Origin of the sequence: Alteromonas sp. W12 (assembly GCF_001924945.1) — a bacterium.
Taxonomy (GTDB): Bacteria; Pseudomonadota; Gammaproteobacteria; order Enterobacterales; family Alteromonadaceae; genus Alteromonas; species Alteromonas macleodii.
Window position 1 is genome coordinate 144202 of the sequence record NZ_LQXH01000001.1, and the last position, 21635, is coordinate 165836.

Consider the following 21635-nt stretch of genomic DNA (forward strand, 5'->3'; position numbering starts at 1 on the left):
TCATCTACACTTCGCGCCAAAATCAAACGCTTGTATAAGTCATTAATTTTTAAACGCTAAAATTTTCACGCTCAAATTGGCGAATATGGCAATTGTGACCAATACTTACCCCGTTGTATGAGTATGAGCACACACGCACATGTTTGTCTCAAGCCGTTTAAAAGCTCCACTTTCCGTGCAAACGGGTTAGCAAGAAAGTTAAAAGCGAAGAGCAAGCATTCAACAGACTCTAGAGGACATATCATGAAGAAATGGATACTTGCAGCAGGATTGTGCTGTAACGTAGCTTTTGCCGATGTAGCAGTTATTGTTCATCCAAGTAACGCTGACACCCTCGATAAAGATAGTATTAGCCGTTTATTTCTAAATAAAGCAAAGGCGTTTCCAAGCGGTACGCAAGCCGAGCCAGTTGCGTTAGCTGATGGCCAATCTGCCACTGATGAATTTAACGGCAAGGTATTAAACAAAACCGCAGCACAATTAACTGCGTTTTGGTCAAAACTAGTATTTACCGGTAAAGGTCAACCACCAAAAGCTCTGGGTAGCGATGCAGAAGTTGTATCTGCAGTAGCAGGAAACCCTGGCGCAATTGGTTACGTCGACGCAGGCGCTGTTAACGACAGCGTACGAGTAGTCGCTACCTTTTAACTGACCGTTTATACAAAGAATTTAAGGAACACGCATGAAAACCAAACTTGCTATCTTATCTATGGCTGGCCTGTTAGCTACTCCGGCACTGGCTGATATTCAAATCAACGGCTTTGCAAACCTTATTGGTGGTATGACACTAGACGATGACGAGTCAGTGTACGATTACGACAGCGACTTTAACTTCGACCCTGCAAGTGTATTTGGCCTTCAGGTTCGTGGTGATGTTAGCGATAAGCTCTCTGCGACCGCCCAGCTGGTTGGCCGTGGTAGTGAAGATTACGACGCCGATTTTGAATGGGCGTACATGACCTATATGTTGAACAACAACTTCAACATCAGTGCAGGCCGTCTTCGTATGCCTTTATTTAAGTACTCTGCGTCATTAGATATCGGTTACTCGTATCACTGGCTAACACCACCAGATGCTGTATACGGCATTGACTTCAACAACATTGACGGTGTTCGTGTTGACTACATGAACTACTCAGGTGACTGGGAATATGGTGCGCAGTTTACCGTTGGTCGTGTTGAGGCTGATACCACCATTTCAGGAACGCCTGCTGCGTTAGAGTTGGAAAACGTGGTCGCTGTTTCATTTGAAGCAACACGTGATTGGTTCAGTGCGCGTACTTTGCTAGCACGTGGTAAAACAAGTGCTGCGAATGCTGACTTTGACACATTTGTTGGTGGTTTAAATCAATATGGTGCCTTTATTCCTGCGGCGTCTTTAGCCGCTGAAGGCCTGAGTGTTAACGAAGATACAGGTACCTTCTTTGAAGTTGCTGTTGATATCGATAAGTACGATTGGTTTGTGGGTGCAGAATTTACCCAAACAGAAGTTGATGGTTCTGTTATTGCCGATAATAAAGCATGGTACGTTACGGCGGGTATGCGCTTTGGCAAGTTTACACCACATATTACTTACGAAGTTGAAGAAGCGGATAATGGTACTCAGCTAGGTTTAATTGCTGCATTGCCTGCTACGATTGCGACAGGTGATGCCGTGGTTGATGCTACGTGGAACGGCGCAAATGGCTCGCCGGGTATTTACCAAACTGCGGCAGGTATTGCTGCTCAACAGGAGCTAGATGTATCTGCAGTTACTGTTGGTCTTCGTTACGACGTTGAGCCAGGTTTTGCACTTAAAACTGACGTAACTTGGTATTCAGATGATCTAAACGATCTAAATGATGCAACACTGCTCAAAGTAGGCGTAAACTATACGTTCTAACTACTCGTTATGGCCTTGCATTTTGGTGCGAGGCCATAATTTCATTAAAGATTTTAGCTATTGGGTAGATAAATTAGTTATGATGTTTTTTCAGGTAAAACTGAAACGTAGTTAAGCAATTATAAAAAACAGTGGGATAGCTGATGAACTTTCTAAAAAAAATGCCAATTGCGACAAAGATTTTCCTCATACCGGGGATCGCAGCGCTAAGTTTTATTATTTACTTGCTTATCACTGTCTATACCGCACTCAATAATGGTGCAACGCTAGAAAAAGTTCAGAAAGTTCAATTTCCTGCCCTTCAACTATCAGCATCGACCTTAGTTGATATGCAAAAGGTTCGCGATACCCTTGCGAGCGCAGTGACCACTGGTGATCAAGACACCCTTACTATGGCGCAAGAGCTCGCCGAAGAAGCAAAAAGCGGCTTAAACCAAATTGCTTCTATTAGCCCTGAGTTTCGTAGTGAAATTTCCCGCATCTCCTCAGGCTTTGATAATTATTTCAATGTTGCCTACGACGTATCACAGTCTATGGTCAACGGCACTGCCGACTTCAGTCGTTTAGGCGAACTCTCAGCCCAAATGAATCAGTCATACGATGGTGCCATCGCTGCGATGTCTCAATTTCGTGATGCTCAACAGGCGGCATTTGAAGAAGCATTTAAAAACACAGACAGTGCCAATACCTCGTTAATTAGCACAGGCGTCATTTTAGCCGTGGTTGTGACTATATTGCTGTTTGGAACAGCGGTACCTATTGTTCGCGGCATTAAGCAAAGTATTGATGACGTGGTTCGTTCCCTTAAAGATATTGCTCAAGAAAATGGTGACCTAACGGTTCGCATAGAAACCAAAAGCGAAGATGAAATTGGCGAGTTGGTGTATTGGTTCAACCAATTCATGGACAAACTTCAAGGCGTAGTGCGTGATGTGGTAGAAGCGAGTTTACCGCTATCAAACCTAGCGCAGAACTTACGCGGTGTAACGGAAGAAACCCAGCGCACCATTGATGTACAGCAAAAGTCTGCAACCAATGCTAAGCGTGCGGTAGATACGATGAGTGGCTCTGTTGACGGTGTTGCACATAGCGCAGCGCAGGCGGCAAGCGACGCTAACGAAGCGACAACAGCGGCCAGTGAAGGACGTCAAATCGTACAGCAAACCGTTACCAGTATTCAGCAGCTTGCTGAGAACGTACGCGAAACCGCTGACGTTATAGCTCGTCTAGAGTCTGACTCTAATAAAGTTGGCTCGGTGCTAGATGTGATTAAAGGCATTGCAGAGCAAACTAACTTATTGGCACTTAACGCCGCTATCGAGGCTGCAAGGGCGGGTGAACAAGGTCGAGGCTTTGCAGTGGTAGCTGATGAAGTAAGAACGCTAGCATCGCGCACACAGCAGTCTACGGAAGAAATTCAAAGTACTATTGAACAGCTTCAAAATGCTGCTCACTCAGCGGTAGAGGTAATGTCTCGTGGTACTGAACAAGCAACTAGCAGTGTAGAGACGGCTAATAAAGCGGGAAGCAGTCTAGAAACCATTACCAGTACTATTGGGCGCATCAATCAAATGAACGAGCAAATTGCGCACAATACCGAAGACCAGCGCACTGTAGCGGTTGACATAGTTCGTCACGTTGATGAAATTCATGAGCGTACCGAGCAAACGGCGAGCCGTTCAGGTGAATTAGGCAGCATGTGTAATGAGCTTGCTGACCTGGCGCAGCACCTTGAGTCAATTGCGAAGCAATTTAGAGTATAACACCTTATCAAATGCTATTTAGGGCCTCCGCAAGGAGGCTTTTTTGTAGGCGCCAATTACATTTCAAAAGTCATTGTTACTAGCGTTAAGCGGAATTAGGATAAAACGAAGGCATAAAAAAATCCCCAGCCAAGGCTGGGGATTTTTAGTCAAAGCAATGCTTTTTCTATTCGTCTAAGAAGCTGCGTAGCTGCTCAGAACGGCTAGGGTGGCGAAGTTTGCGAAGTGCTTTCGCTTCAATTTGACGAATACGCTCACGGGTTACGTCAAACTGCTTGCCTACTTCTTCAAGGGTGTGGTCAGTATTCATGTCGATACCGAAGCGCATACGAAGTACTTTTGCTTCACGGGCGGTCAGGCCTGCTAATACTTCCTGCGTTGCATCTTTCAAGCTACCGCCAGTTGCTGAGTCGAGGGGCTGAATAATCGTGCTGTCCTCGATAAAGTCGCCAAGATGTGAATCTTCATCATCACCGATAGGGGTTTCCATCGAGATTGGCTCTTTAGCAATTTTAAGTACCTTACGAATTTTGTCTTCAGGCATTAACATGCGCTCTGACAACTCTTCAGGAGTAGGCTCACGACCCATTTCCTGAAGCATTTGACGAGAGATACGGTTAAGCTTGTTGATCGTCTCAATCATGTGAACAGGGATACGGATAGTACGCGCCTGGTCAGCAATAGAGCGAGTAATCGCCTGACGAATCCACCACGTTGCATAAGTTGAGAACTTATAACCACGACGGTATTCGAACTTATCCACCGCCTTCATTAGACCAATGTTACCTTCTTGAATAAGGTCTAGGAATTGAAGACCACGGTTGGTGTACTTCTTAGCAATTGAGATAACAAGACGTAAGTTAGCTTCAACCATTTCTTTCTTCGCGCGGCGTGCTTTCGCTTCACCGATTGACATGCGACGGTTGATGTCTTTGATATCTGCGATCACCAAGCCAGTTTCCTGTTCAACTTGGTTCATCTTGCTAATACAGCGCTCAATTTCTTCCTGATTTACAGCAAGATCAGCGGCGTATGGTGCACCTGATTTAACTGCTTCATGTAACCATGCATTAGACGTTTCGTTGCCCGCAAATGCTTTGATGAAGTCTTTCTTCGGCATTTTTGCGTTAACCACGCAGAACTTCATTACTAGACGCTCTTGAATACGCACTTTGTCCATCATCTCACGCATGTTCTTAACCATACGATCGAACTGTTTTGGAACTAGGCGGAATTCTTTGAAAACATCGCTTAATGCATTGATTTGCGTGCGAGAGTCAGCATGAGCACGGCCTTTCTTCTCGATAACTTCACGAGTTTTAAGGTATTGCTCACGAAGCTCAGTGAAACGCTCACGGGCTAACTCTGGGTCAACACCGCTATCGTCTTCGTCGCTATCGTCATCATCTTCATCGTCGTCTTCATCATCTAACTCTTCTTCAGATAATTCAGAACCAACGTGAGTAGCCGTTGGAGCAAGGTCTTGCTCATCGTTAGGATCAACAAAGCCAGAGATGATGTCGCTCAAGCGAATTTCTTCTGCTTCGTAAAGATCCCACTGGTCTAATAGATAAGTGATAGCTTCTGGGTATTCAGCAACTGAACATTGTACCTGGTTGATACCATCTTCAATTCGTTTAGCGATTTCAATTTCGCCTTCACGAGTAAGAAGTTCAACCGTACCCATTTCACGCATGTACATGCGAACTGGGTCAGTCGTACGGCCAATTTCACTTTCTACAGTAGCTAGTGCCTGAGCTGCCGCTTCTGCAGCATCTTCATCAGCATTCGCTTCTTGCATGAGAAGTTCGTCTGCATCAGGAGCTGATTCAGAAACTTGAATTCCCATGTCGTTAATCATGCGGATTATGTCTTCGATTTGATCAGAATCGACAATATCTTGCGGCAGGTGGTCGTTTACTTCTGCAAAGGTTAAGTAACCTTGCTCTTTACCTTTTGCAATCAGGAGTTTAATCTGAGACTGCTTGCTTTGCGCCATATAACCTACACTTCTCACATTCAATTAGTTTGCAATAGAAAAGACAACATACGTCTAGGTATGTTCTCCGTTCTGCTGTAGTACTGCTTTTGTATCAAGGCCGTTAATGCTCGATGCCACGCTGGTCTAAACCATTATGTTGCGATGCACATCTGCTCGGGTTCGGATCTGCCCGTTATGTTCGGCTATATCTTTGCTACTCGTGCTGCTGTATTTTTGTTCACTTTATAGTGAATGAGACACGTTTATCTGTGCCCACAGCGAATTAGCCAGTATAGCAGAATAAACGGTGGTTTTACCAGATTGATGGCCGATTTTTTAGCCAGTGTTTTTAAGCTATAAAACAGCGCATACTTACAGCGCGTATTCTTGCTAGAATAATCTCGTTAACTCAATCTCACTAACATAAGCGTTTAAAAAAAGCCTTATGCAAAAGCCTACAGAAGAACAGGCTAACCTCTAGGTCAGTTTGCCCAAGGTTAACTCTTCTGTCTTTCCCTCATAAGCAGGTTCAATTCCTGTTTTTCCGCCTGTGTCAGCGGCTGAACCCGCGAGCGTGAAATTAAGGTTTCAATGCGGCTATCGAAATGCCCGTCCAGTAAGCGAGCGAAGCTGTCGTTGTAAACCCGTTCAGCATCCTCGTCTTTAACCAAGTGTTCTTGTAACAATAATTTCGCGATAGTAGAAGAATGGGGATGGTCGCGGAAATTTTCAACAAGCTGCGCGGTTTTTGCTTGAGGGTGACTCACGCAATAGCGATGCACATCGCGTAATAAATCCATGCCAGCAGCGTTGCTGCCCGCAAAAATATCAATTTGAACGTCTTCACATAGTGTGGCTAATTCAGGTTTATCAAGCAGCAAGCGTATCAGCATGCGAAGCGGTGATAGTTTAGGCTTGTTTACTTGATTGCGATTCGGAGAATAAGCTTGCTTCGAACCTTGATTGGCTTTGGTGATATCTTGCTGAAGTTTAAACCGATCGAACTCGCCAGTGTGCTTGGCTAGTTCTTCCAGCAGCATTTGCTTTTGATCATCACCTAATGTGCTTTCGATAAGCGGCATTGCCGCTTTCTTAAGGGCAATTTTACCTTCTGGCGTGCCCACATTGTGCGTCTTTAATAAGTTTTCAAAGAAGAAGCGGGATAACGGCATAGCGTCATCTAGCATTTCCATAAACGCATCTTTCCCCACCTGACGCACCATAGTGTCAGGATCCTCGCCGTCGGGTAAGAATAAAAACGAAATACGCACGCCGTCTTTTAACGCGGGCAAGGCGTTTTCTAACGCGCGCCATGCAGCTTCACGCCCTGCGCGGTCACCGTCATAACAGCATACAATGTGAGACGTAGCGCGAACCAGCATTTGAATATGTTCAGGTGTGGTAGCTGTGCCCAACGCAGCGGTAGCAATATTAATGTCGAATTGACTGAGCGCCACTACGTCCATATAGCCTTCTACAATAACGACGGTATCCAGGCTACGATTTTTTTGTCTGGCAGAATAAAAGCCAAAGAGCTCACTGCCTTTGTGGAAAATGCGGGTTTCTGGCGAGTTTAAGTATTTAGGGCCGCCGTCATCTAATACTCGGCCGCCGAAACCCACCACACGACCTCGTTTGTCCCTGATAGGAAACATAATGCGGTCGCGGAAGAAGTCGTAAGTACGCCCTTGGTCGTTTTTATTGACCAGTTTTAAATCGACCAGTTGCTTGATGCGCTGTGGATCTTTGCCAAAGGTATTTAGCAACGCGTCCCAACTGTCTGGCGCGTAGCCAATTTCCCATTGCTTAACGATATCGCCGCTTAACCCTCGGTTTTTCAAATAGTCTATGGCTTTTTTGCTATTACCATTTTGGCGTAACTGATGCTGGAAAAAGCGTGCAACTTGCTCCATTACTGCGTAATCGTCTTGCTGTTGCTGCTTTTTCTCTTCGCTCATGGCAGGGCGGCTGCCCTTTTCACGGGGGACTTCAAGCCCGTGATAGCGCGCTAGCTCTTCTATCGCCTCGACAAATTCTAAGCGGTCGAATTCCATAATAAACGAGATAGCGTTACCGTGAGCGCCACAGCCGAAACAGTGGTAAAACTGTTTGTCTTGACTAACAGTGAAAGATGGCGACTTTTCGTTATGAAAAGGGCAGCACGCTTGGTAGTTTTTACCTGCTTTTTTAAGTTTAACTCGGCTATCTACCACTTCTACCACATCGGTACGTGACAGCAGGTCGTCTATAAAATCGCGAGGTATCTTTCCAGCCATGAGGGTACTTTCAAAAAGGGTTAGTTAAAAAAGATTCAGTTCAAAAAGAATGAGAAAAGCACAAGTCGTAACTGCGCTTCAAGCGACAGGCTACAACATTATGAAAACAGTAATCTACTTTAACAGGGAAGTGTAAAAATGAGAACAATGAAGGTGTGACAATGCACACCTTCTACACGCTTCTCTTTTACGAAAGGGCAGAGTTTAAGCGTTCAAACGCGCCTTAATTTTTGCACTCAAAGCACCCATGTCGGTGCGGCCTTGAACCTTAGGTTTCAAGGCGCCCATGACTTTACCCATATCCTGCATACCCGATGCTCCGGTCGCAGCCATGGTTTCGTCGATAAGTGCATTTAGCTCATCGTCAGTCAAAGGCTGAGGTAAGAAATCTTCAATGTAAGTGATTTCTTCACGCTCTTTGCTAGCTAGGTCGTCGCGATTGGCTGCGTCGTATTGCGCGGCGGCGTCTTGGCGCTGCTTAACCATTTTGGTTAGTACCGCTAAGATTGCACTGTCGTCTAGCGTAATTTGCTCATCGATTTCTTTTTGTTTAATGGCAGCCATTGCCATACGAATAGTACCAAGACGTACTTTTTCTTTTGCACGCATCGCATCTTTTTGCGCAGCTTTTAAATCATCAATTAGTGCCATGATGTTTCCTGATTTTTTATTAGTAGAGTTTATACCAATCCGCATAGATCATTGCCCACTCAGAAGGCGCTGGCAAGTTTCCTAGCGAAGCGTGGGAATGCAGGAATGTGTCCCCTTTCAAATTCCCAGAATGAAGCTAGGAAGCTTGCCAGACCTTCCCGAAGGGCGAGTTTAAAATGTCCGTACTCTTTGTTGTGTCACCTTGATGTAGAACCACTATACCTGCGGTAACACGCCGCGATTACGAACATTTTAAATCTCGCTGAGTGGATAATCATCTATGCGGACTGGTATTATTAAGCCCCAGGTTGAAAATCAAATGCAACCATTTGAAAAGGAAAAAATGGAGTCGATAAGAATAAGGCCAAAAAATAGAGGCCCAGAAACGCGAAAGGTGCTGCAATTGCAACACCTTTCAGACTCGTTACTTAACCCTATATTAGTAGAGTTTTACGCGACGTGCGTTTTCACGAGCTAGCTTCTTAAGATGACGCTTCTTAGCGGCAGCTTTCTTGCGCTTGCGTTCCCAAGTTGGCTTTTCGAAGAATTCACGACGACGAACTTCAGAAAGAACACCTGCTTTTTCACAAGAACGCTTAAAACGACGCAGCGCCACATCAAACGGCTCGTTTTCTCTAACTTTAACGATAGGCATTAAACACTCACCTCAAAACTTTTACTGTGTAAATCCGGGTAAAATTGTGCGCTAAAAAGGCCACCCGGGTTAAAAATGGTGCGAAATTCTAATCATATCTACAGAGAAAGTAAAGGATGAATTGCCAAAAAATAGCCAATATTGTGCATTTACCGTTCATTTACCTGTTCACTGGCATTCCATGAATGCAGGATTAAAGGTAAACTCTGCGCTCGTTAAGCACCGTGTTGTTTAACTCGGCTTGTATAAGCGCCCTTTTCAGAATGTTCTCTTGCTTAATTCCCTTTTGAAAAATGGTGATCAAAAGTGTGGAATCAGATGATCCTGACTAGGGTAGTGTTATGATCGCGGCGGGATCATAAAGATGATCGCATCAGATCGCCAGAATTATTTTCTCAGTTTTTGATATTTGCTTAGTCATTATGGCTCTCAACAATTGTGTGAACACGTGTTGTGATAAAAAGACGACAGCAAATCCAAAAACGAAGCATTGAAGTTAGTAGTAAAAGGGTTACTCCCCATGCGTATTTTAGGAATAGAAACATCTTGTGACGAAACTGGCATCGCCGTTTACGACGATGAAAAAGGGTTGCTGTCGCACGAACTATATAGCCAAGTAAAGCTGCACGCAGACTACGGTGGTGTTGTGCCTGAACTTGCGTCACGGGACCACGTGAGAAAGATCATTCCTTTAATTGAAAAGGCTATGGAAGACGCTAACACCCAACCATCAGAGATCGACGGCGTTGCTTTTACCCAAGGCCCCGGTTTAGTGGGCGCATTGTTAGTGGGTTCGTCTGTCGGGCGTTCATTGGCCTACGCGTGGAATGTGCCAGCAGTGGGCGTTCATCATATGGAAGGGCATTTATTAGCGCCTATGCTTGAAGACGACGCTCCTGAATTTCCTTTCGTTGCTTTATTGGTTTCAGGTGGCCACTCAATGCTAGTTAAAGTCGAAGGCATTGGTCAATATGAAGTACTTGGTGAGTCTATTGATGATGCCGCTGGTGAAGCCTTTGATAAAACCGCCAAGTTACTTGGCCTTGATTACCCAGGCGGCCCTCTTTTAGCAAGATTGGCTGAAAAGGGAGAAGCGGGACACTATAAGTTTCCTCGCCCGATGACCGACAGACCAGGACTAGATTTCAGTTTCAGTGGTTTAAAGACCTTTGCGGCGAACACCATTCGCGATGCTGACCTAACTGGTGGTGATGCTGAGCAAATAAAAGCGAATATTGCCTACGCGTTTCAAGAAGCCGTCGTTGATACGCTTATTATAAAATGTAAGCGAGCATTAAAGCAGACTGGTATGAAGCGTTTGGTTATTGCTGGCGGCGTAAGTGCAAATACAATGTTGCGCAGTGAGATGAAAGCCCTGATGCAAGAGCTAAAAGGTGAGGTGTTTTATCCTAGCTTAGCGTATTGTACAGACAATGGTGCCATGATTGCCTATGCGGGCATGCAGCGTTTGAAAGCTGGGGAAACCTTGGCCTTGTCTTCACAAGCCAAGCCGCGCTGGCCTCTTGATACTTTATCGGCGATTTAGGTATTCATAAAAAACCGGTAATTAGGCGCCACACCTCGTTGTAAACGCTACTATGTCTTCCCTAAGTTCACTGGGGAAATATTGAGCATAGCAAGCAGGTAAAACAAAAAAGCATAAATAAAAGGCAATGGGAGCGCATTCCATTGCCTTTTGTTTTACTGAAATGAACATTGAGTAAGGACGTTAAACACCATGCGCTTAGCAACAGACGGAACAAAACAAAATGCACCGCTATTCTATTTAGCATTGTCGTTATTTATTTCGCTTACCTTTGCAGCGCTCACTGCGTCCAATGCATTTGCATCAAGCAAAGCACCCTTGAATGACTTTGTAAAAGGCCTGAAGCAAGAGCAGCAAGATCAGTATGTCGTGCTCATTTCTCTTGATGGATTTCGCCACGACTATATCGAATTACACAACGCGCAACACCTTGGTGCTATTGCAAAGAAAGGGGTAAGAGCGTCGTCTATGACCCCTGTTTATCCTTCAAATACCTTTCCCAACCATATTTCACTTATCACTGGGTTATTACCGAAACACCACGGCATCGTGAACAATCGATTTTTTGATAAGTCTCGCCCAACGAAAGAAGGCTACGCGCAGTACAAGCTGGGTTACGGCGGCATGGACAGCACGTGGATTACGGCAACGCCGCTATGGAACTTAGTGGAATATCATGGCATGAAGGCAGCTACCTTCTTCTGGCCAGAGTCTGATTCACGCATATCAGGTACCTTGCCTAGCTACTTCTATCACTACTCTAAATACGCCGATTACCAGCAGCGGGTAGATCAAATTATAACTTGGTTGAAACTGCCTGAGGTGTCGCGCCCTCGCTTTATTGCGGGTTATTTCTCGCTTACCGATTCGGTTGGACATGATGAAGGACCTTTTGCCGACAAAACCAATGATGCGGTGCAGGAAGTGGATGCGCTTATTGGTCAACTTTATGAACGCATTAACGCATTAGATTTTCCGGTAAACTTGGTAGTGGTGTCGGATCACGGCATGACACCCATTGATGAAAGTCAGCTTATAGAAGTTGAGTCTTTATCTATACCTGATAGCTTCATTATTGAAAATGAGGGAGCGCAAGTTCATCTTTACGCCAAAGTGGGCGTGAACGATAAACAAATCATCGAAGAAACAGAGCGTCTTACCCATATAGCCGAAAACCGTTACATTGTGCTTAACGATACCCAGCGCGCTGAGCGACATATGGAAGTGGGAAATAGAACCGGCGATATTATTATTGAGATAGCCCCGCCAGCACGCTTTAAAAACGCCAACAGCATGCATATTAGTAAAGGTGGGCATGGCTACATGAACACGCTGCCTGATATGGGGGCGACGTTTGTAGCAGTGGGACCTGCGTTTAAAACGAATACCACCCTACCTGTGTTTAGCAACCTGGAGGTTTATCCTGCGTTGGCCAAAATACTTGGCATTGCGCCGGTTACGCCGATAGATGGTAAGTTAGATGTGCTGGAAAAGGCGCTTACTCTTTAACTTTTCCCTTATCCCATACTTTACTTTCATTGCCCGCTAAAAGACGGGCAATGTTGTCTTTGTGGCGTAGAATGATAAGCAGCGAAAGCATTGCCACGGGCACGGTATATAAAGGCTTAATCAAAAATGTAAATAACGGCGCAAGAGATACTGCGATAAGCGCGCCTAATGAAGAATAGCCCGTAAGAAACACCACTACTACCCAACTCAAAATAAGCAAACCTGCTAAATCGAGGCCTATAGGGAGCATAGCGCCAAACGCAGTGGCGACGGCTTTTCCACCTTTGAAACCAAAATAGAGCGGAAAGATATGCCCCAAGCACGCGAAAATAGCAATGACGCCTAACATGATTGGCTCTATGCCCAGAAAGTAACTGCCGTAAACGGGAATAGTGCCTTTTAGTATGTCCATGACAAGCACGAGGAGTGCTGGAACACGACCGCCCAGTCGATACACATTGGTAGCACCTGGGTTTTTAGAGCCGGCGGTTCGTGGGTCTGGTAAACCAAACAGCTGGCTTATAACCACAGCACTTGAAAGTGAACCGAAAAGATAGGCAACAGCGATCATCAAAAGAGTTAGCGAAATCATTTTGTCATTCTAATTATTAAAAATATTGCCTTTTATTACGTTAAATTTGGTGTGTGCAAGTTCAATGGGCTTTAGTCGCATTAAATTGTGAAACCTTGGTTGCTCCCAGTTGTCATACAGCGGTATAGTTGTGCCACACAAGCGTAAAGCTACTCCATCCAAACGCGATATACCACCGTTTACCAGCAATATGTGGGTGAAAGCGCAGTAGTAAGACCAGTAGTAGGACCAATAAAAACGGCGAAAAACTGGTTTGATAACAGTACAAGATGAAAAATTCCATGGGAAAAATTTATATAACAGGGCTTGAAGTAGACACCCTGATTGGTGTTTATGATTGGGAGCGAGTAAGAACCACCCAGCTACTTCTTGATGTAACACTTGATGTTGATTTAAGCGCTGCGATGCAAAGCGACGATGTTGCAGACACTGTAGACTATGCAAAAGTGGCAGAGTGTATTGTAGAAGTAGGCAAAGAAAGCACATTTGAGCTACTTGAAGCTCTAGGTAATAAAGTGATGGACGCCGTTCTTGATAATTTCACCGTTGCGTCAATAACGCTTAAAATTGTTAAGCCTAATATCCTTCCCAATGCGCAAACGGTTGCTGTTGAAATGCGTAAAGAGCGCAATTAATGTCACAACACACCATCTTAATCAGCATTGGCTCTAATATTGAACGTGAGCATTACACCAAGCAATCTTTAGTTGCCCTGAAACAGCACTTCTCAGATGTCGCAGTGTCTTCGGTCTATGAGAGCGAAGCGGTGGGCTTCAATGGAAGCCCTTTTTATAACGCCGCTGCTCGGGCGACGACGTCAAAAAGTATTGAGGAAGTGTGCGCAATTCTTAAAGCCATTGAAAAAGACAATGGCAGGGTGCATACAGACAAAAAATTCTGTGCAAGAACCCTTGATCTCGACTTGCTTACCTATGATAGTAAGGTGACCACAACCCCTGTGGTTTTACCTCGCGAAGAGATTTGCTACAACGCGTTTGTGCTTTGGCCGTTAGCTGAACTTGTTCCCAACGACATTCACCCTGAAACGCAAGAAACCTATGCCAAAATGTGGCAAAACTTTGATAAACAGAAACAGCAATTATGGCCGATTGACTTTACTTGGAGTTAAGCAAAGGAATGACACTTTTTGAAATTATTATTTTAGCAATTATTCAGGGCGTTACTGAATTTCTTCCTATCAGCAGCTCTGGACACTTGTTGTTGCCCGCTGAACTTTTTGGTTGGGTAAGTCAGGGCTTAGCGTTTGATGTCGCCGTTCATGTGGGAAGCCTGCTTGCGGTTATGATCTATTTTCGTCAAGAAATCGCTCAGATGACCGTAGCTTGGGTAACACAAGGGTTTAGCAAGCAACAATCTACCGACAGTAAGCTTGCTTGGTACGTTATTGTGGCAACTATTCCAGCGGTTATTATTGGCTTTTTAATGAAAGGCTGGATAGAAGAAAACGCACGTACGGCGCTGGTAATAGCAGGTACCACTATTATTTTTGGTTTGCTGCTATGGTACGCCGATGCCACTGCAAAACGCGAACAAGAGCTAGAAGGACTGACACTTAAGCAAGCCATCTATATCGGGTTAGCCCAAGTATTGGCACTCATTCCTGGTACATCTCGCTCAGGTATTACGATGACCGCAGGTTTGATGTTAGGCCTTAAGCGCGAAGCGTGTGCACGCTTTTCCTTTTTGCTGTCTATTCCAGTTATTTTAGGCGCGGGGCTTTTGGCCACTCTCGACCTGCTTAATGCCAACGAAGCGGTAGACTGGTATGCGCTGCTTTATGGCGCGGCGTTTTCATTCGTAAGCGCCTACCTTTGTATCTATTTATTCCTAAGCTGGATATCGCGTATCGGCATGCTGCCTTTTGTTATCTATCGCTTGGCGTTGGGCTTAATACTACTGTGGTTTGTTTTCGCTTAAGTAAAGAAAAAGGGCGCTATTCTTCGTATGAGGGGTCTTCGTATGAGGGGGGTATTCGCATGAGAATGTGCCCCAGCGCCGCACAACAGCACTTAATTTTTAATTATGTTCGCAGGCAAATGTTTTAACACCGCTAACATAATTGGTAATCACCTAATTGGTAAGGGAAGTGAGATATGGCAGAAACAATATTTGACAAAATCATCAGCAAGGAAATTCCAGCGGACATATTGTACGAAGATGAATTGGCGCTGGCGTTTAAAGATATAAACCCTCAGGCACCGACTCACTTTCTGGTTATTCCGAAAAAGCAAATTGCAACGGTAAATGATATAGCCGAAGAAGATCGCGAAGTGGTGGGGCACTTGTCATTTGTTGCAGCAAAAATTGCAAAGGAGCAAGGGTTTGCTGACCAAGGCTTTCGTACGGTAATGAACTGTAATGAATACGGTGGTCAAACGGTATATCACATTCACCTTCACGTGTTGGCAGGCAAACCGCTAGGCTGGCCTCCTTACACTGAAAATATGAAGCAACACGTAGAGTAGCGTGGAAAGATAGGAATACAAAAATGCCGCCCTTGATAGTTATCTCAGGGCGGCATTTTTATTTTATGAGTACAGTACTTACTTAGTTAGCAAGCCCCAGTACTTTCTTACCTTGGTTGAAGTGAATATCAACTGGAATGCTCGCTGCCTCTAGGCGCGCTAAATCTGAAGCAAGATCGGGTTTAATTACACCCATAGTTTCTACTAGCTTCGCTACGCCATCGTAATCGCCATCACCTTGTAATGTAAGGATTAGTTCAGATAGTGCTTCTACTGCGGCGCCCATCTTCTCCATATTTACGCGATACATGCCGTCTTCTGTTTTCTCGAAGGCGCCTTGCTGGGCAAAGAAGTTAAAGCGGATCATGTTCGCTTTTCCGTGTGCAGAGCTTGCGCCGAAGCGCACAGAACGGAAAATGCCAGCCATAAAGGTAACGTAATAATCTTCTAGTGTACCTTCAGTGATTTCACCTTTTTCAAGAAGACTTTGTACCATGTACAAACCTAGAATATCCGCTTTGCCTTCTTCAAGAGCCGACGCATGCTCTTTAAGTGCTCCGCGCACAGTCCCTGATCCATCTAGAGTATTCTTAATCCCTAAACCGTGTGCCACTTCATGAAACATGGTGTTCGCGAAAAAGGCGTCAAACGTAATGTGTTCACGTTGCTCTGGTACAATTAACGTATCCGCAATAGGCACCAAAATAGTATCGAACTTTGCACGCATTGCGTTTTTAAGCTGCAGACGGCGGGTACCTTTTTCTAGCTGTACTCGCTCGTCATTGGGCAAGTTAATTGCAATGGTCTTACTGCCAGCATTAGAGTGGCCCGCATAATAAATAACATCATAAGCGTTAAGGTCTGCATCAGAACCTGGCATTTCCGCTTTATATGCCTCAGCAACCGGAAGGCCTTGCTGTAATTCAGGTAAGAAGGCCGCGTATTTAGCTAGCTTTTCACTCCATGCTAAATCTTTAATGAGTACATAGGCTTCAAACGCTGCGCGATAGCCAAAGAGTTGATCTTCGTAGCTTTCAATAGGACCGATAACCAGCTCAACAGGGTTGGTTTTCATATCCATCCACGCCATGTCAGAAGCCAGGTAGTCGTTTGATAGTAGGGCTTCAGAACGCAGCTGCAAATATTGTTTAAAGCTTTCATCTTCAGCAAGCTCTGACGCTTTTTTAAGTAAGTCAGACGCCTTCATTAATTCACTTTTAAAGGCTTCAGAATAAGGCACCGAATAAAGGTTGCCCGCTTCATCGCGCTTCACCATGGAATAAAGGCCTTGTTTGTCGCCAAAATCTGCCGTGGCAAATTCCTCTTTTTCCATATCATGGGGGTAGAACTCAGCGCCCAGCGCTTTGTCTTCATAGCCACTTAAAAAAGGTGTATCGCCATTTAAGCGATCCCAAGGTCCATAGTTTATCGCTGCAAAGTGGCGAACTTTTTCGTCACTAATTGACGAAAGAAATGCATCTTTATCTTCAAAGAACGCTTGTTTCCAGAACAAGTCGTCCATGATTTTCGATGCATCAATTAACAGTGAAAGCATTTTCTGTTGATTGTCACTAAGGTGTGACAAATCGCTGGTAAGATCTACGCCGTGATAAATAGACAAGCGAGACTCATCAACAAGTAAGGTTTGCTCGGAAGCGGTTTCAGGCTTTGCTGTTTGAGTTGGTGTTGTATCGGCGCTTTTGCTGCACGCGGTCAGCATAAATAAACCCGCTACTGCAGCTGCAATAGGAGAATAAGTTGTAATTGTTTTTCTCATAATGACTCTTACCGTGTGGTTTAACCGCATTGATTTACAGTATGCGGGGCGGTGAATAGATAGCTCACTATAGCTATGCTTTTGATTTAATACAAAAGTATGAAAAATATTTGTTTAATATCAATAGTGGTTTGCTACCAGTTGACTATACTTTAAAAAAAGCTCTGGTGGTTCTGCCGTTGCTAATGATTCGCATCGACACTGTATTTTTTTAGTTGGTCGAAACTAAAGAGCTACTATAGTATGGTGATAGAAATACCATAATAAAACAATAAACGGTTTGTATTTTAGCGTGAAGCATAGAGGCCTATGTAAGTTAACGCACGGAATGCAACGCACAAACATCGAATCTATTTTAGTCATCAGTTTTGCTGGTGGTCGAGATGATTAACTGGTAAAGCAACCTATCGCCTTCACGAGGCTATTTGGAACTTTCTAAGGGTAGAAATATGTCTACACAGAACGCGCTTTCAACCATTTTGGTTGAAAAAATTAACAATGACACACTCGTGCTTCCCACGCTTCCTGCTATTGCATTGAAAGTCCGCAAAGCGGCAGACGATCCCGATATTAACTTAAACGCGATGGGTGATGTGATTGGTCAAGATCCATCACTTAGCGCAAGAATGATCAAAATTGCGAACAGTGCTTATATGGGACGTAGCGTAAAAGTTACTTCTATCAGCCAAGCGGTTACACGAATTGGTTTACGCCAAATTAAAAACATCTCTACTGCACTCGCTATGGAGCAATTATTCGTCTCTAAAAACGATGTAGTTGCACGCTATTTACAACAAGAGTGGGCAAATACAGTTAATATCGTGGCTAACTCTATGGCGGTGCTTCAGCTTTACATAGCGCGTACCAAAAAGCGTGAAATGAGCATGGATACCATGACACTAGCGGCACTGGTTCACAACATTGGTGTTCTGCCTATTTTGACCGAGGCTGAGCGTCACCCTGAAGTCTTTGCGAACCCTTCATTCCTTGAAGTGGCAATCGATAAATTAGCTGGCCGTATTGGTGCAAGCATTATGACAGAGTGGGGCTTCGGAGAAACCTTCGTTAATGTTTCAAAAAATTGGAAAGACCTAAGCTACATGCCAGAAGAGTTAACCTACATTGATTTCGTTCGTGTTGGCGCTGCAGTTTCAGGTGCGGTAGACAGTCAAAAAGATGCGATCTTAAACTTAGCTATTCAGCGCGGTGTGGTTGAAGATATGGGCGAGCTTCACTCTGATGAGTTTGAAGAGCTTGCAAGCGCAGCGAAGCAGATCTTCTTGTAAGTGTTTTAAACTAAAAAATACTGCAAAGGCCGGTACTGAAGCATAACTTCAGTACCGGCCTTTTCGTTATGAAAAGCTGAAAAATGGAAAGCTGACAATGAAACAGCATAAAGCAAACAAATGCTGCTACGCGCTAACAGGCTTCTTTTGAACGTAAAGCAGCATTAAACCTAACCCTAATCCCCACACCGCTGAAGTCATGGAATATAAACTAAATCCTGACGCCGTACACAGCATGGTAAGCAACGCAGGAGCCCTGTGGTGCTCTACTTCCATGGCGCGAACCACCGCTCCTTGCAGCGTAGCTAATAGGGCTAGTCCAGCAAGCAGATGAATAATGATACTGGGCATACTCACAAATAGCGCAACGACCACAGACGCTAATAACCCCATGAACAAATACGCCACCCCCGCTGCTATAGCGGCTTTATAGCGCTGCGACTTTTCATCATCCGCTTGCTCGCCCATGCATAGCGCTGCTGTTATCGCTGCTAAGTTAAAGGTAAAACCACCGAAAGGTGCTAATAAGGCTTGAACAATGGCAATGCCTGACAAAATGGGTTTGTGGTCGGGCGTATAGCCATGGGCGTGATGAATAGCTATGCCTGGCAAGTTTTGAGAAAGCGTGGTGATAAGAAAAAGGGGAAATGCTAATCCAATGGCAGCACTCAGTGAGAAAGTGGGCGTTACCCAAATAGGCTCGGGCAGGGTGAATATTGATGGCTGCCCTGGTGAGTCGCTTGATAGAGCAACCACACCATCTGCACTACTCATAAACAAGCTAATGGTCACCGACATGACCAGCAACAACAGCATAAGATAGCGGGGAAATAGTCGGCTTCCTACTAAATAAGCCGCGATAAATAACGCAACTAAGTACGGTGCGTCATTAACATCACTGAATATCGCAAGGCATATAGGTAAGAGAATGCCGGCCAAAAGCGCCGATGAGATTGCAGGGGGAATCCGACTTATTTGTTTGAGCAGGCTACGGCTTTGCGCAGTTACAAGAGAAAGCAAGGCACATAGTATAAATGCACCAATGGCTTCACTTAAACGGTAGTCACCGATACTGGTTAACAAAAAAGCCGCGCCTGAGGTAGACCAAGCGGTAACAACGGGCAGTTTGGATAGCCACGAAAACAGAATGCAGGTAATGCCCATACCGAGCCCAAGCGCCAACAACCAACTCACTACCATGTCGTCGCTGGCGCCGGCTTTACGCGCTACATCAATGATAATGACAACAGAACTACTGTAACCCACTGTAACCGCGGTTAGCCCTGCGCTGATATGACTTAACTTCCACTTGCTCATGAAAACCCTCGTGATGGAATTTCGATTTGGAATCGACCGAGCGATGAAACACGCTTTTAGTGTCTATCGAATGTGCTACTCTACCTTTTTGTGCGCTATAACGTACAATAGTTAACTTAACATCTGTGCGTTATAGCGCACAACTGGTTTATTAAACTCAGCGTCAAAATAAAAGGCCTTCATTACATGACAAAAGCAAATGCGCAGCCTTCTGCTATTTCAAGAAGTATTGCACACCACCTGCAGTCTGTTCGTAAAGCTCGGGGGCTTTCCCTTGATAAAACCGCGCAGTTGACGGGAGTGTCTAAAGCCATGTTGGGGCAAATAGAACGAGGCGAGTCTAGCCCCACAATCGCTACCTTGTGGAAGATAGCAACCGGTCTTGCGTGTTCTTTTTCTTCATTCTTGTCAGGTGATGAAACCGCACCTACGTCCCAACATGCCGACAACAAGTTCGCTAACGACCCAAACGTAACCATAAAAACGCTATTTCCGTTTAACTCAGCCACCCAGTTTGAAATGTTTGAACTATGCTTAACGGACTTTCATGAGCAGCACTCTTCGGCGCATCAAATAGGCGTCACCGAACATATTCACGTACTACAAGGAAAGTTAGGGGTTTTGCAAGATGGTCAATGGCAAACTTATCAAGAGCAAGAGCAGTGTACATTACGCGCAGACCAGCCCCACGGTTATCGAGATGAAGTAGGAGAAACGCGCTTTATTGTGGTTATTCACTATCCAACTTAAAGCGGTTGGGAAACTTTCTTGCAAAAGCTAGGAGAAAGGCTAGGAAAAAAGCTAAGAAGTATTTGCGCTAAATGACGGTTGCCAGTTCAAACAAGCAAGTTAATTAACAGGACCTAATAAAAAGCCTAACTACCCCAAGGTGATTAGGCTTTTCGATAGCGCTAGGCTATCTTTTTCATCGGCTTAATATTTATTTGCCATAAGTTTATAAACTATCGTCGTTAAGATTAAGCGCACCACGAAGGAAGTTAAGCAGTGTACAAATTTCGGCTGACATAAGCGCGAACTCTGCATCAAGGCGAGCTTCAACCTGATCTTTTGGCACATCGTCAGTTTCTTCTTTAATGCGATCGGTGAACTTAACACGTTTAATGGCGCCATCCTCACACATAATAGCCGTCAACGTCTCTGCATATTCGAATGCAACCTTTTGAACCAGCTTACCGGCATCCAAATGAATACTAATTTCTTCGCTGTCTAGCGGCTGGTTCTTACAATGAATAACGCTGCCAGTGTCATCGGTAGATTTAAGCTCAGCTTCTTCAAGAAGACCTACACCTTCTGGTGTTGACTCAGTAACCCAGTGCGTAAGCTCGCTTTGAAGGCTTCTGCGCGTAAATGGCACTACTGGAAGTGAGCCTATGGCTTTTCTTACCATGGCCAAAAAGGCTTCGGCTTTGCCATCAGATGATGCGTCAACTACGACTAAGTTGTCAGCAAGCGAAATAAAGCCGTGAGTGTAGGTGTTTTTTGTAAATGCCTGGGGCAGCAAACGGGTTTGAATTTCTTGTTTAAGATCTGCTTTGGCTTTTTTACCAACTGGCGAACCGGTTTCCATTTCAATTTTGGCCACCATTTCGTCAAGTTCGGCATTTACCACTGCGCCGGGCAAGATCTTTTCTTGTTTCTTTAGGGTTATCCAAAAACGCTGTTGAACAACATGGAACATGGTGCCTTGCTTACCCGCCTGAGAAAACGGAGAGGCGAACCCCATGGTTGCTAAGTCCTGGCTACCGCACGGGCGAAAAGCGTGTTCGTTAAGGGCACGTTCTAAATCGCCCTCGTCTAGCGATAACGGCTGAGTAATTTGATAGGCTTTTACATTTTTAAACCACATAGTGTAAGCATTCTCTTGATAAAAATAGGGCGCAAGCCTACCAACGT

General features: G+C 44.8%; 19 protein-coding genes. 11 read left to right on the plus strand and 8 right to left on the minus strand.

Annotation, left to right across the window (positions count from 1 at the left end; translation table 11 throughout):
• The first annotated feature begins 243 nt into the window (after window positions 1-243).
• The 3 genes from AWH61_RS00610 to AWH61_RS00620 all read left to right on the plus strand — a co-directional run bounded on the left by AWH61_RS00610 (window position 244) and on the right by AWH61_RS00620 (window position 3645).
• On the plus strand, window positions 244-648 hold the full coding sequence (locus AWH61_RS00610) for a type 2 periplasmic-binding domain-containing protein (RefSeq protein WP_014975681.1): 405 nt from the start codon (window positions 244-246) through the stop codon (window positions 646-648).
• 34 nt (window positions 649-682) lie between these two features.
• Window positions 683-1882 (plus strand): hypothetical protein, encoded by a 1200-nt coding sequence (locus AWH61_RS00615; RefSeq protein ID WP_014948263.1) that lies wholly within the window; start codon window positions 683-685, stop codon window positions 1880-1882.
• Window positions 1883-2025: 143 nt separating this feature from the next.
• Entirely contained in the window at window positions 2026-3645 is a 1620-nt protein-coding gene (locus AWH61_RS00620) for a methyl-accepting chemotaxis protein (RefSeq protein ID WP_014948264.1), read from the plus strand.
• Between the two features lie 166 nt (window positions 3646-3811).
• On the opposite strand, the gene rpoD is transcribed toward AWH61_RS00620, so the two are convergent.
• From rpoD to rpsU, 4 genes are all read right to left on the minus strand, one after another.
• Window positions 3812-5644, minus strand: coding sequence for an RNA polymerase sigma factor RpoD (gene rpoD / locus AWH61_RS00625; protein WP_014948265.1), 1833 nt, complete (start codon window positions 5642-5644; stop codon window positions 3812-3814).
• A gap of 479 nt (window positions 5645-6123) precedes the next feature.
• Window positions 6124-7902: a DNA primase gene (gene dnaG, locus AWH61_RS00630; RefSeq protein ID WP_049587032.1), complete on the minus strand. Its 1779-nt coding sequence runs from the start codon at window positions 7900-7902 to the stop codon at window positions 6124-6126.
• Between the two features lie 204 nt (window positions 7903-8106).
• Entirely contained in the window at window positions 8107-8553 is a 447-nt protein-coding gene (locus tag AWH61_RS00635; protein ID WP_012517256.1) for a GatB/YqeY domain-containing protein, read from the minus strand.
• A 439-nt stretch (window positions 8554-8992) separates the two neighbouring features.
• Window positions 8993-9208, minus strand: coding sequence for a 30S ribosomal protein S21 (gene rpsU / locus AWH61_RS00640; protein ID WP_012517258.1), 216 nt, complete (start codon window positions 9206-9208; stop codon window positions 8993-8995).
• Between the two features lie 520 nt (window positions 9209-9728).
• Between rpsU and tsaD the strand changes: the two genes are divergently transcribed.
• Together tsaD and AWH61_RS00650 are read left to right on the plus strand one after the other, a co-directional pair.
• Entirely contained in the window at window positions 9729-10754 is a 1026-nt protein-coding gene (tsaD, locus tag AWH61_RS00645) for a tRNA (adenosine(37)-N6)-threonylcarbamoyltransferase complex transferase subunit TsaD (protein ID WP_039224515.1), read from the plus strand.
• Window positions 10755-10946: 192 nt separating this feature from the next.
• Window positions 10947-12263 (plus strand): alkaline phosphatase family protein, encoded by a 1317-nt coding sequence (locus AWH61_RS00650; protein ID WP_075175973.1) that lies wholly within the window; start codon window positions 10947-10949, stop codon window positions 12261-12263.
• Here AWH61_RS00650 and plsY read toward each other — a convergent pair.
• Complete coding sequence (plsY, locus tag AWH61_RS00655; RefSeq protein ID WP_014948270.1) at window positions 12253-12855, minus strand: glycerol-3-phosphate 1-O-acyltransferase PlsY; 603 nt, start codon at window positions 12853-12855, stop codon at window positions 12253-12255. The two genes, AWH61_RS00650 and plsY, sit on opposite strands and share 11 nt — an antisense overlap.
• A 281-nt stretch (window positions 12856-13136) precedes the next feature.
• Between plsY and folB the strand changes: the two genes are divergently transcribed.
• From folB to AWH61_RS00675, 4 genes are all read left to right on the plus strand, one after another.
• The gene (folB, locus tag AWH61_RS00660) at window positions 13137-13490 is read left to right on the plus strand and encodes a dihydroneopterin aldolase (RefSeq protein ID WP_014948271.1); all 354 of its coding nucleotides are present in this window, start codon (window positions 13137-13139) and stop codon (window positions 13488-13490) included.
• A complete protein-coding gene (gene folK / locus AWH61_RS00665) occupies window positions 13490-13984 on the plus strand; it encodes a 2-amino-4-hydroxy-6-hydroxymethyldihydropteridine diphosphokinase (RefSeq protein ID WP_014948272.1) in 495 nt (164 codons plus the stop codon). The genes folB and folK overlap by 1 nt, the downstream gene beginning before the upstream one ends.
• A gap of 8 nt (window positions 13985-13992) precedes the next feature.
• On the plus strand, window positions 13993-14793 hold the full coding sequence (locus AWH61_RS00670; RefSeq protein WP_075175974.1) for an undecaprenyl-diphosphate phosphatase: 801 nt from the start codon (window positions 13993-13995) through the stop codon (window positions 14791-14793).
• Window positions 14794-14969: 176 nt separating this feature from the next.
• Complete coding sequence (locus AWH61_RS00675; RefSeq protein WP_014948274.1) at window positions 14970-15341, plus strand: histidine triad nucleotide-binding protein; 372 nt, start codon at window positions 14970-14972, stop codon at window positions 15339-15341.
• Window positions 15342-15423: 82 nt separating this feature from the next.
• Here AWH61_RS00675 and AWH61_RS00680 read toward each other — a convergent pair whose 3' ends face one another.
• Complete coding sequence (locus AWH61_RS00680) at window positions 15424-17118, minus strand: dipeptidyl-peptidase 3 family protein (RefSeq protein WP_075175975.1); 1695 nt, start codon at window positions 17116-17118, stop codon at window positions 15424-15426.
• Window positions 17119-17567: 449 nt separating this feature from the next.
• Between AWH61_RS00680 and AWH61_RS00685 the strand changes: the two genes are divergently transcribed.
• A complete protein-coding gene (locus AWH61_RS00685; RefSeq protein WP_014948276.1) occupies window positions 17568-18404 on the plus strand; it encodes an HDOD domain-containing protein in 837 nt (278 codons plus the stop codon).
• 126 nt (window positions 18405-18530) lie between these two features.
• Here the strand turns inward: AWH61_RS00685 and AWH61_RS00690 are convergent, their stop codons facing one another.
• The gene (locus tag AWH61_RS00690) at window positions 18531-19721 is read right to left on the minus strand and encodes a benzoate/H(+) symporter BenE family transporter (protein WP_075175976.1); all 1191 of its coding nucleotides are present in this window, start codon (window positions 19719-19721) and stop codon (window positions 18531-18533) included.
• Window positions 19722-19907: 186 nt separating this feature from the next.
• On the opposite strand from AWH61_RS00690, the gene AWH61_RS00695 reads away from it, so the two are divergent.
• On the plus strand, window positions 19908-20471 hold the full coding sequence (locus AWH61_RS00695; protein ID WP_075175977.1) for a helix-turn-helix domain-containing protein: 564 nt from the start codon (window positions 19908-19910) through the stop codon (window positions 20469-20471).
• Between the two features lie 205 nt (window positions 20472-20676).
• On the opposite strand, the gene rdgC is transcribed toward AWH61_RS00695, so the two are convergent.
• Window positions 20677-21588 (minus strand): recombination-associated protein RdgC, encoded by a 912-nt coding sequence (gene rdgC / locus AWH61_RS00700; RefSeq protein WP_075176627.1) that lies wholly within the window; start codon window positions 21586-21588, stop codon window positions 20677-20679.
• Window positions 21589-21635 lie beyond the last annotated feature (47 nt).

Coding starts and splice junctions, on each gene's coding strand:
- tsaD (WP_039224515.1), top strand. CDS start 9,729: ATGCGTATTTTAGGAATAGAAACATCTTGTGACGAAACTGGCATCGCC.
- rpoD (WP_014948265.1), bottom strand. CDS start 5,644: ATGGCGCAAAGCAAGCAGTCTCAGATTAAACTCCTGATTGCAAAAGGT.
- plsY (WP_014948270.1), bottom strand. CDS start 12,855: ATGATTTCGCTAACTCTTTTGATGATCGCTGTTGCCTATCTTTTCGGT.
- AWH61_RS00615 (WP_014948263.1), top strand. CDS start 683: ATGAAAACCAAACTTGCTATCTTATCTATGGCTGGCCTGTTAGCTACT.
- AWH61_RS00670 (WP_075175974.1), top strand. CDS start 13,993: ATGACACTTTTTGAAATTATTATTTTAGCAATTATTCAGGGCGTTACT.
- AWH61_RS00680 (WP_075175975.1), bottom strand. CDS start 17,118: ATGAGAAAAACAATTACAACTTATTCTCCTATTGCAGCTGCAGTAGCG.
- folK (WP_014948272.1), top strand. CDS start 13,490: ATGTCACAACACACCATCTTAATCAGCATTGGCTCTAATATTGAACGT.
- AWH61_RS00685 (WP_014948276.1), top strand. CDS start 17,568: ATGTCTACACAGAACGCGCTTTCAACCATTTTGGTTGAAAAAATTAAC.
- AWH61_RS00635 (WP_012517256.1), bottom strand. CDS start 8,553: ATGGCACTAATTGATGATTTAAAAGCTGCGCAAAAAGATGCGATGCGT.
- AWH61_RS00650 (WP_075175973.1), top strand. CDS start 10,947: ATGCGCTTAGCAACAGACGGAACAAAACAAAATGCACCGCTATTCTAT.
- AWH61_RS00690 (WP_075175976.1), bottom strand. CDS start 19,721: ATGAGCAAGTGGAAGTTAAGTCATATCAGCGCAGGGCTAACCGCGGTT.
- AWH61_RS00620 (WP_014948264.1), top strand. CDS start 2,026: ATGAACTTTCTAAAAAAAATGCCAATTGCGACAAAGATTTTCCTCATA.
- AWH61_RS00695 (WP_075175977.1), top strand. CDS start 19,908: ATGACAAAAGCAAATGCGCAGCCTTCTGCTATTTCAAGAAGTATTGCA.
- AWH61_RS00610 (WP_014975681.1), top strand. CDS start 244: ATGAAGAAATGGATACTTGCAGCAGGATTGTGCTGTAACGTAGCTTTT.
- rpsU (WP_012517258.1), bottom strand. CDS start 9,208: ATGCCTATCGTTAAAGTTAGAGAAAACGAGCCGTTTGATGTGGCGCTG.
- dnaG (WP_049587032.1), bottom strand. CDS start 7,902: ATGGCTGGAAAGATACCTCGCGATTTTATAGACGACCTGCTGTCACGT.
- folB (WP_014948271.1), top strand. CDS start 13,137: ATGGGAAAAATTTATATAACAGGGCTTGAAGTAGACACCCTGATTGGT.
- rdgC (WP_075176627.1), bottom strand. CDS start 21,588: ATGTGGTTTAAAAATGTAAAAGCCTATCAAATTACTCAGCCGTTATCG.
- AWH61_RS00675 (WP_014948274.1), top strand. CDS start 14,970: ATGGCAGAAACAATATTTGACAAAATCATCAGCAAGGAAATTCCAGCG.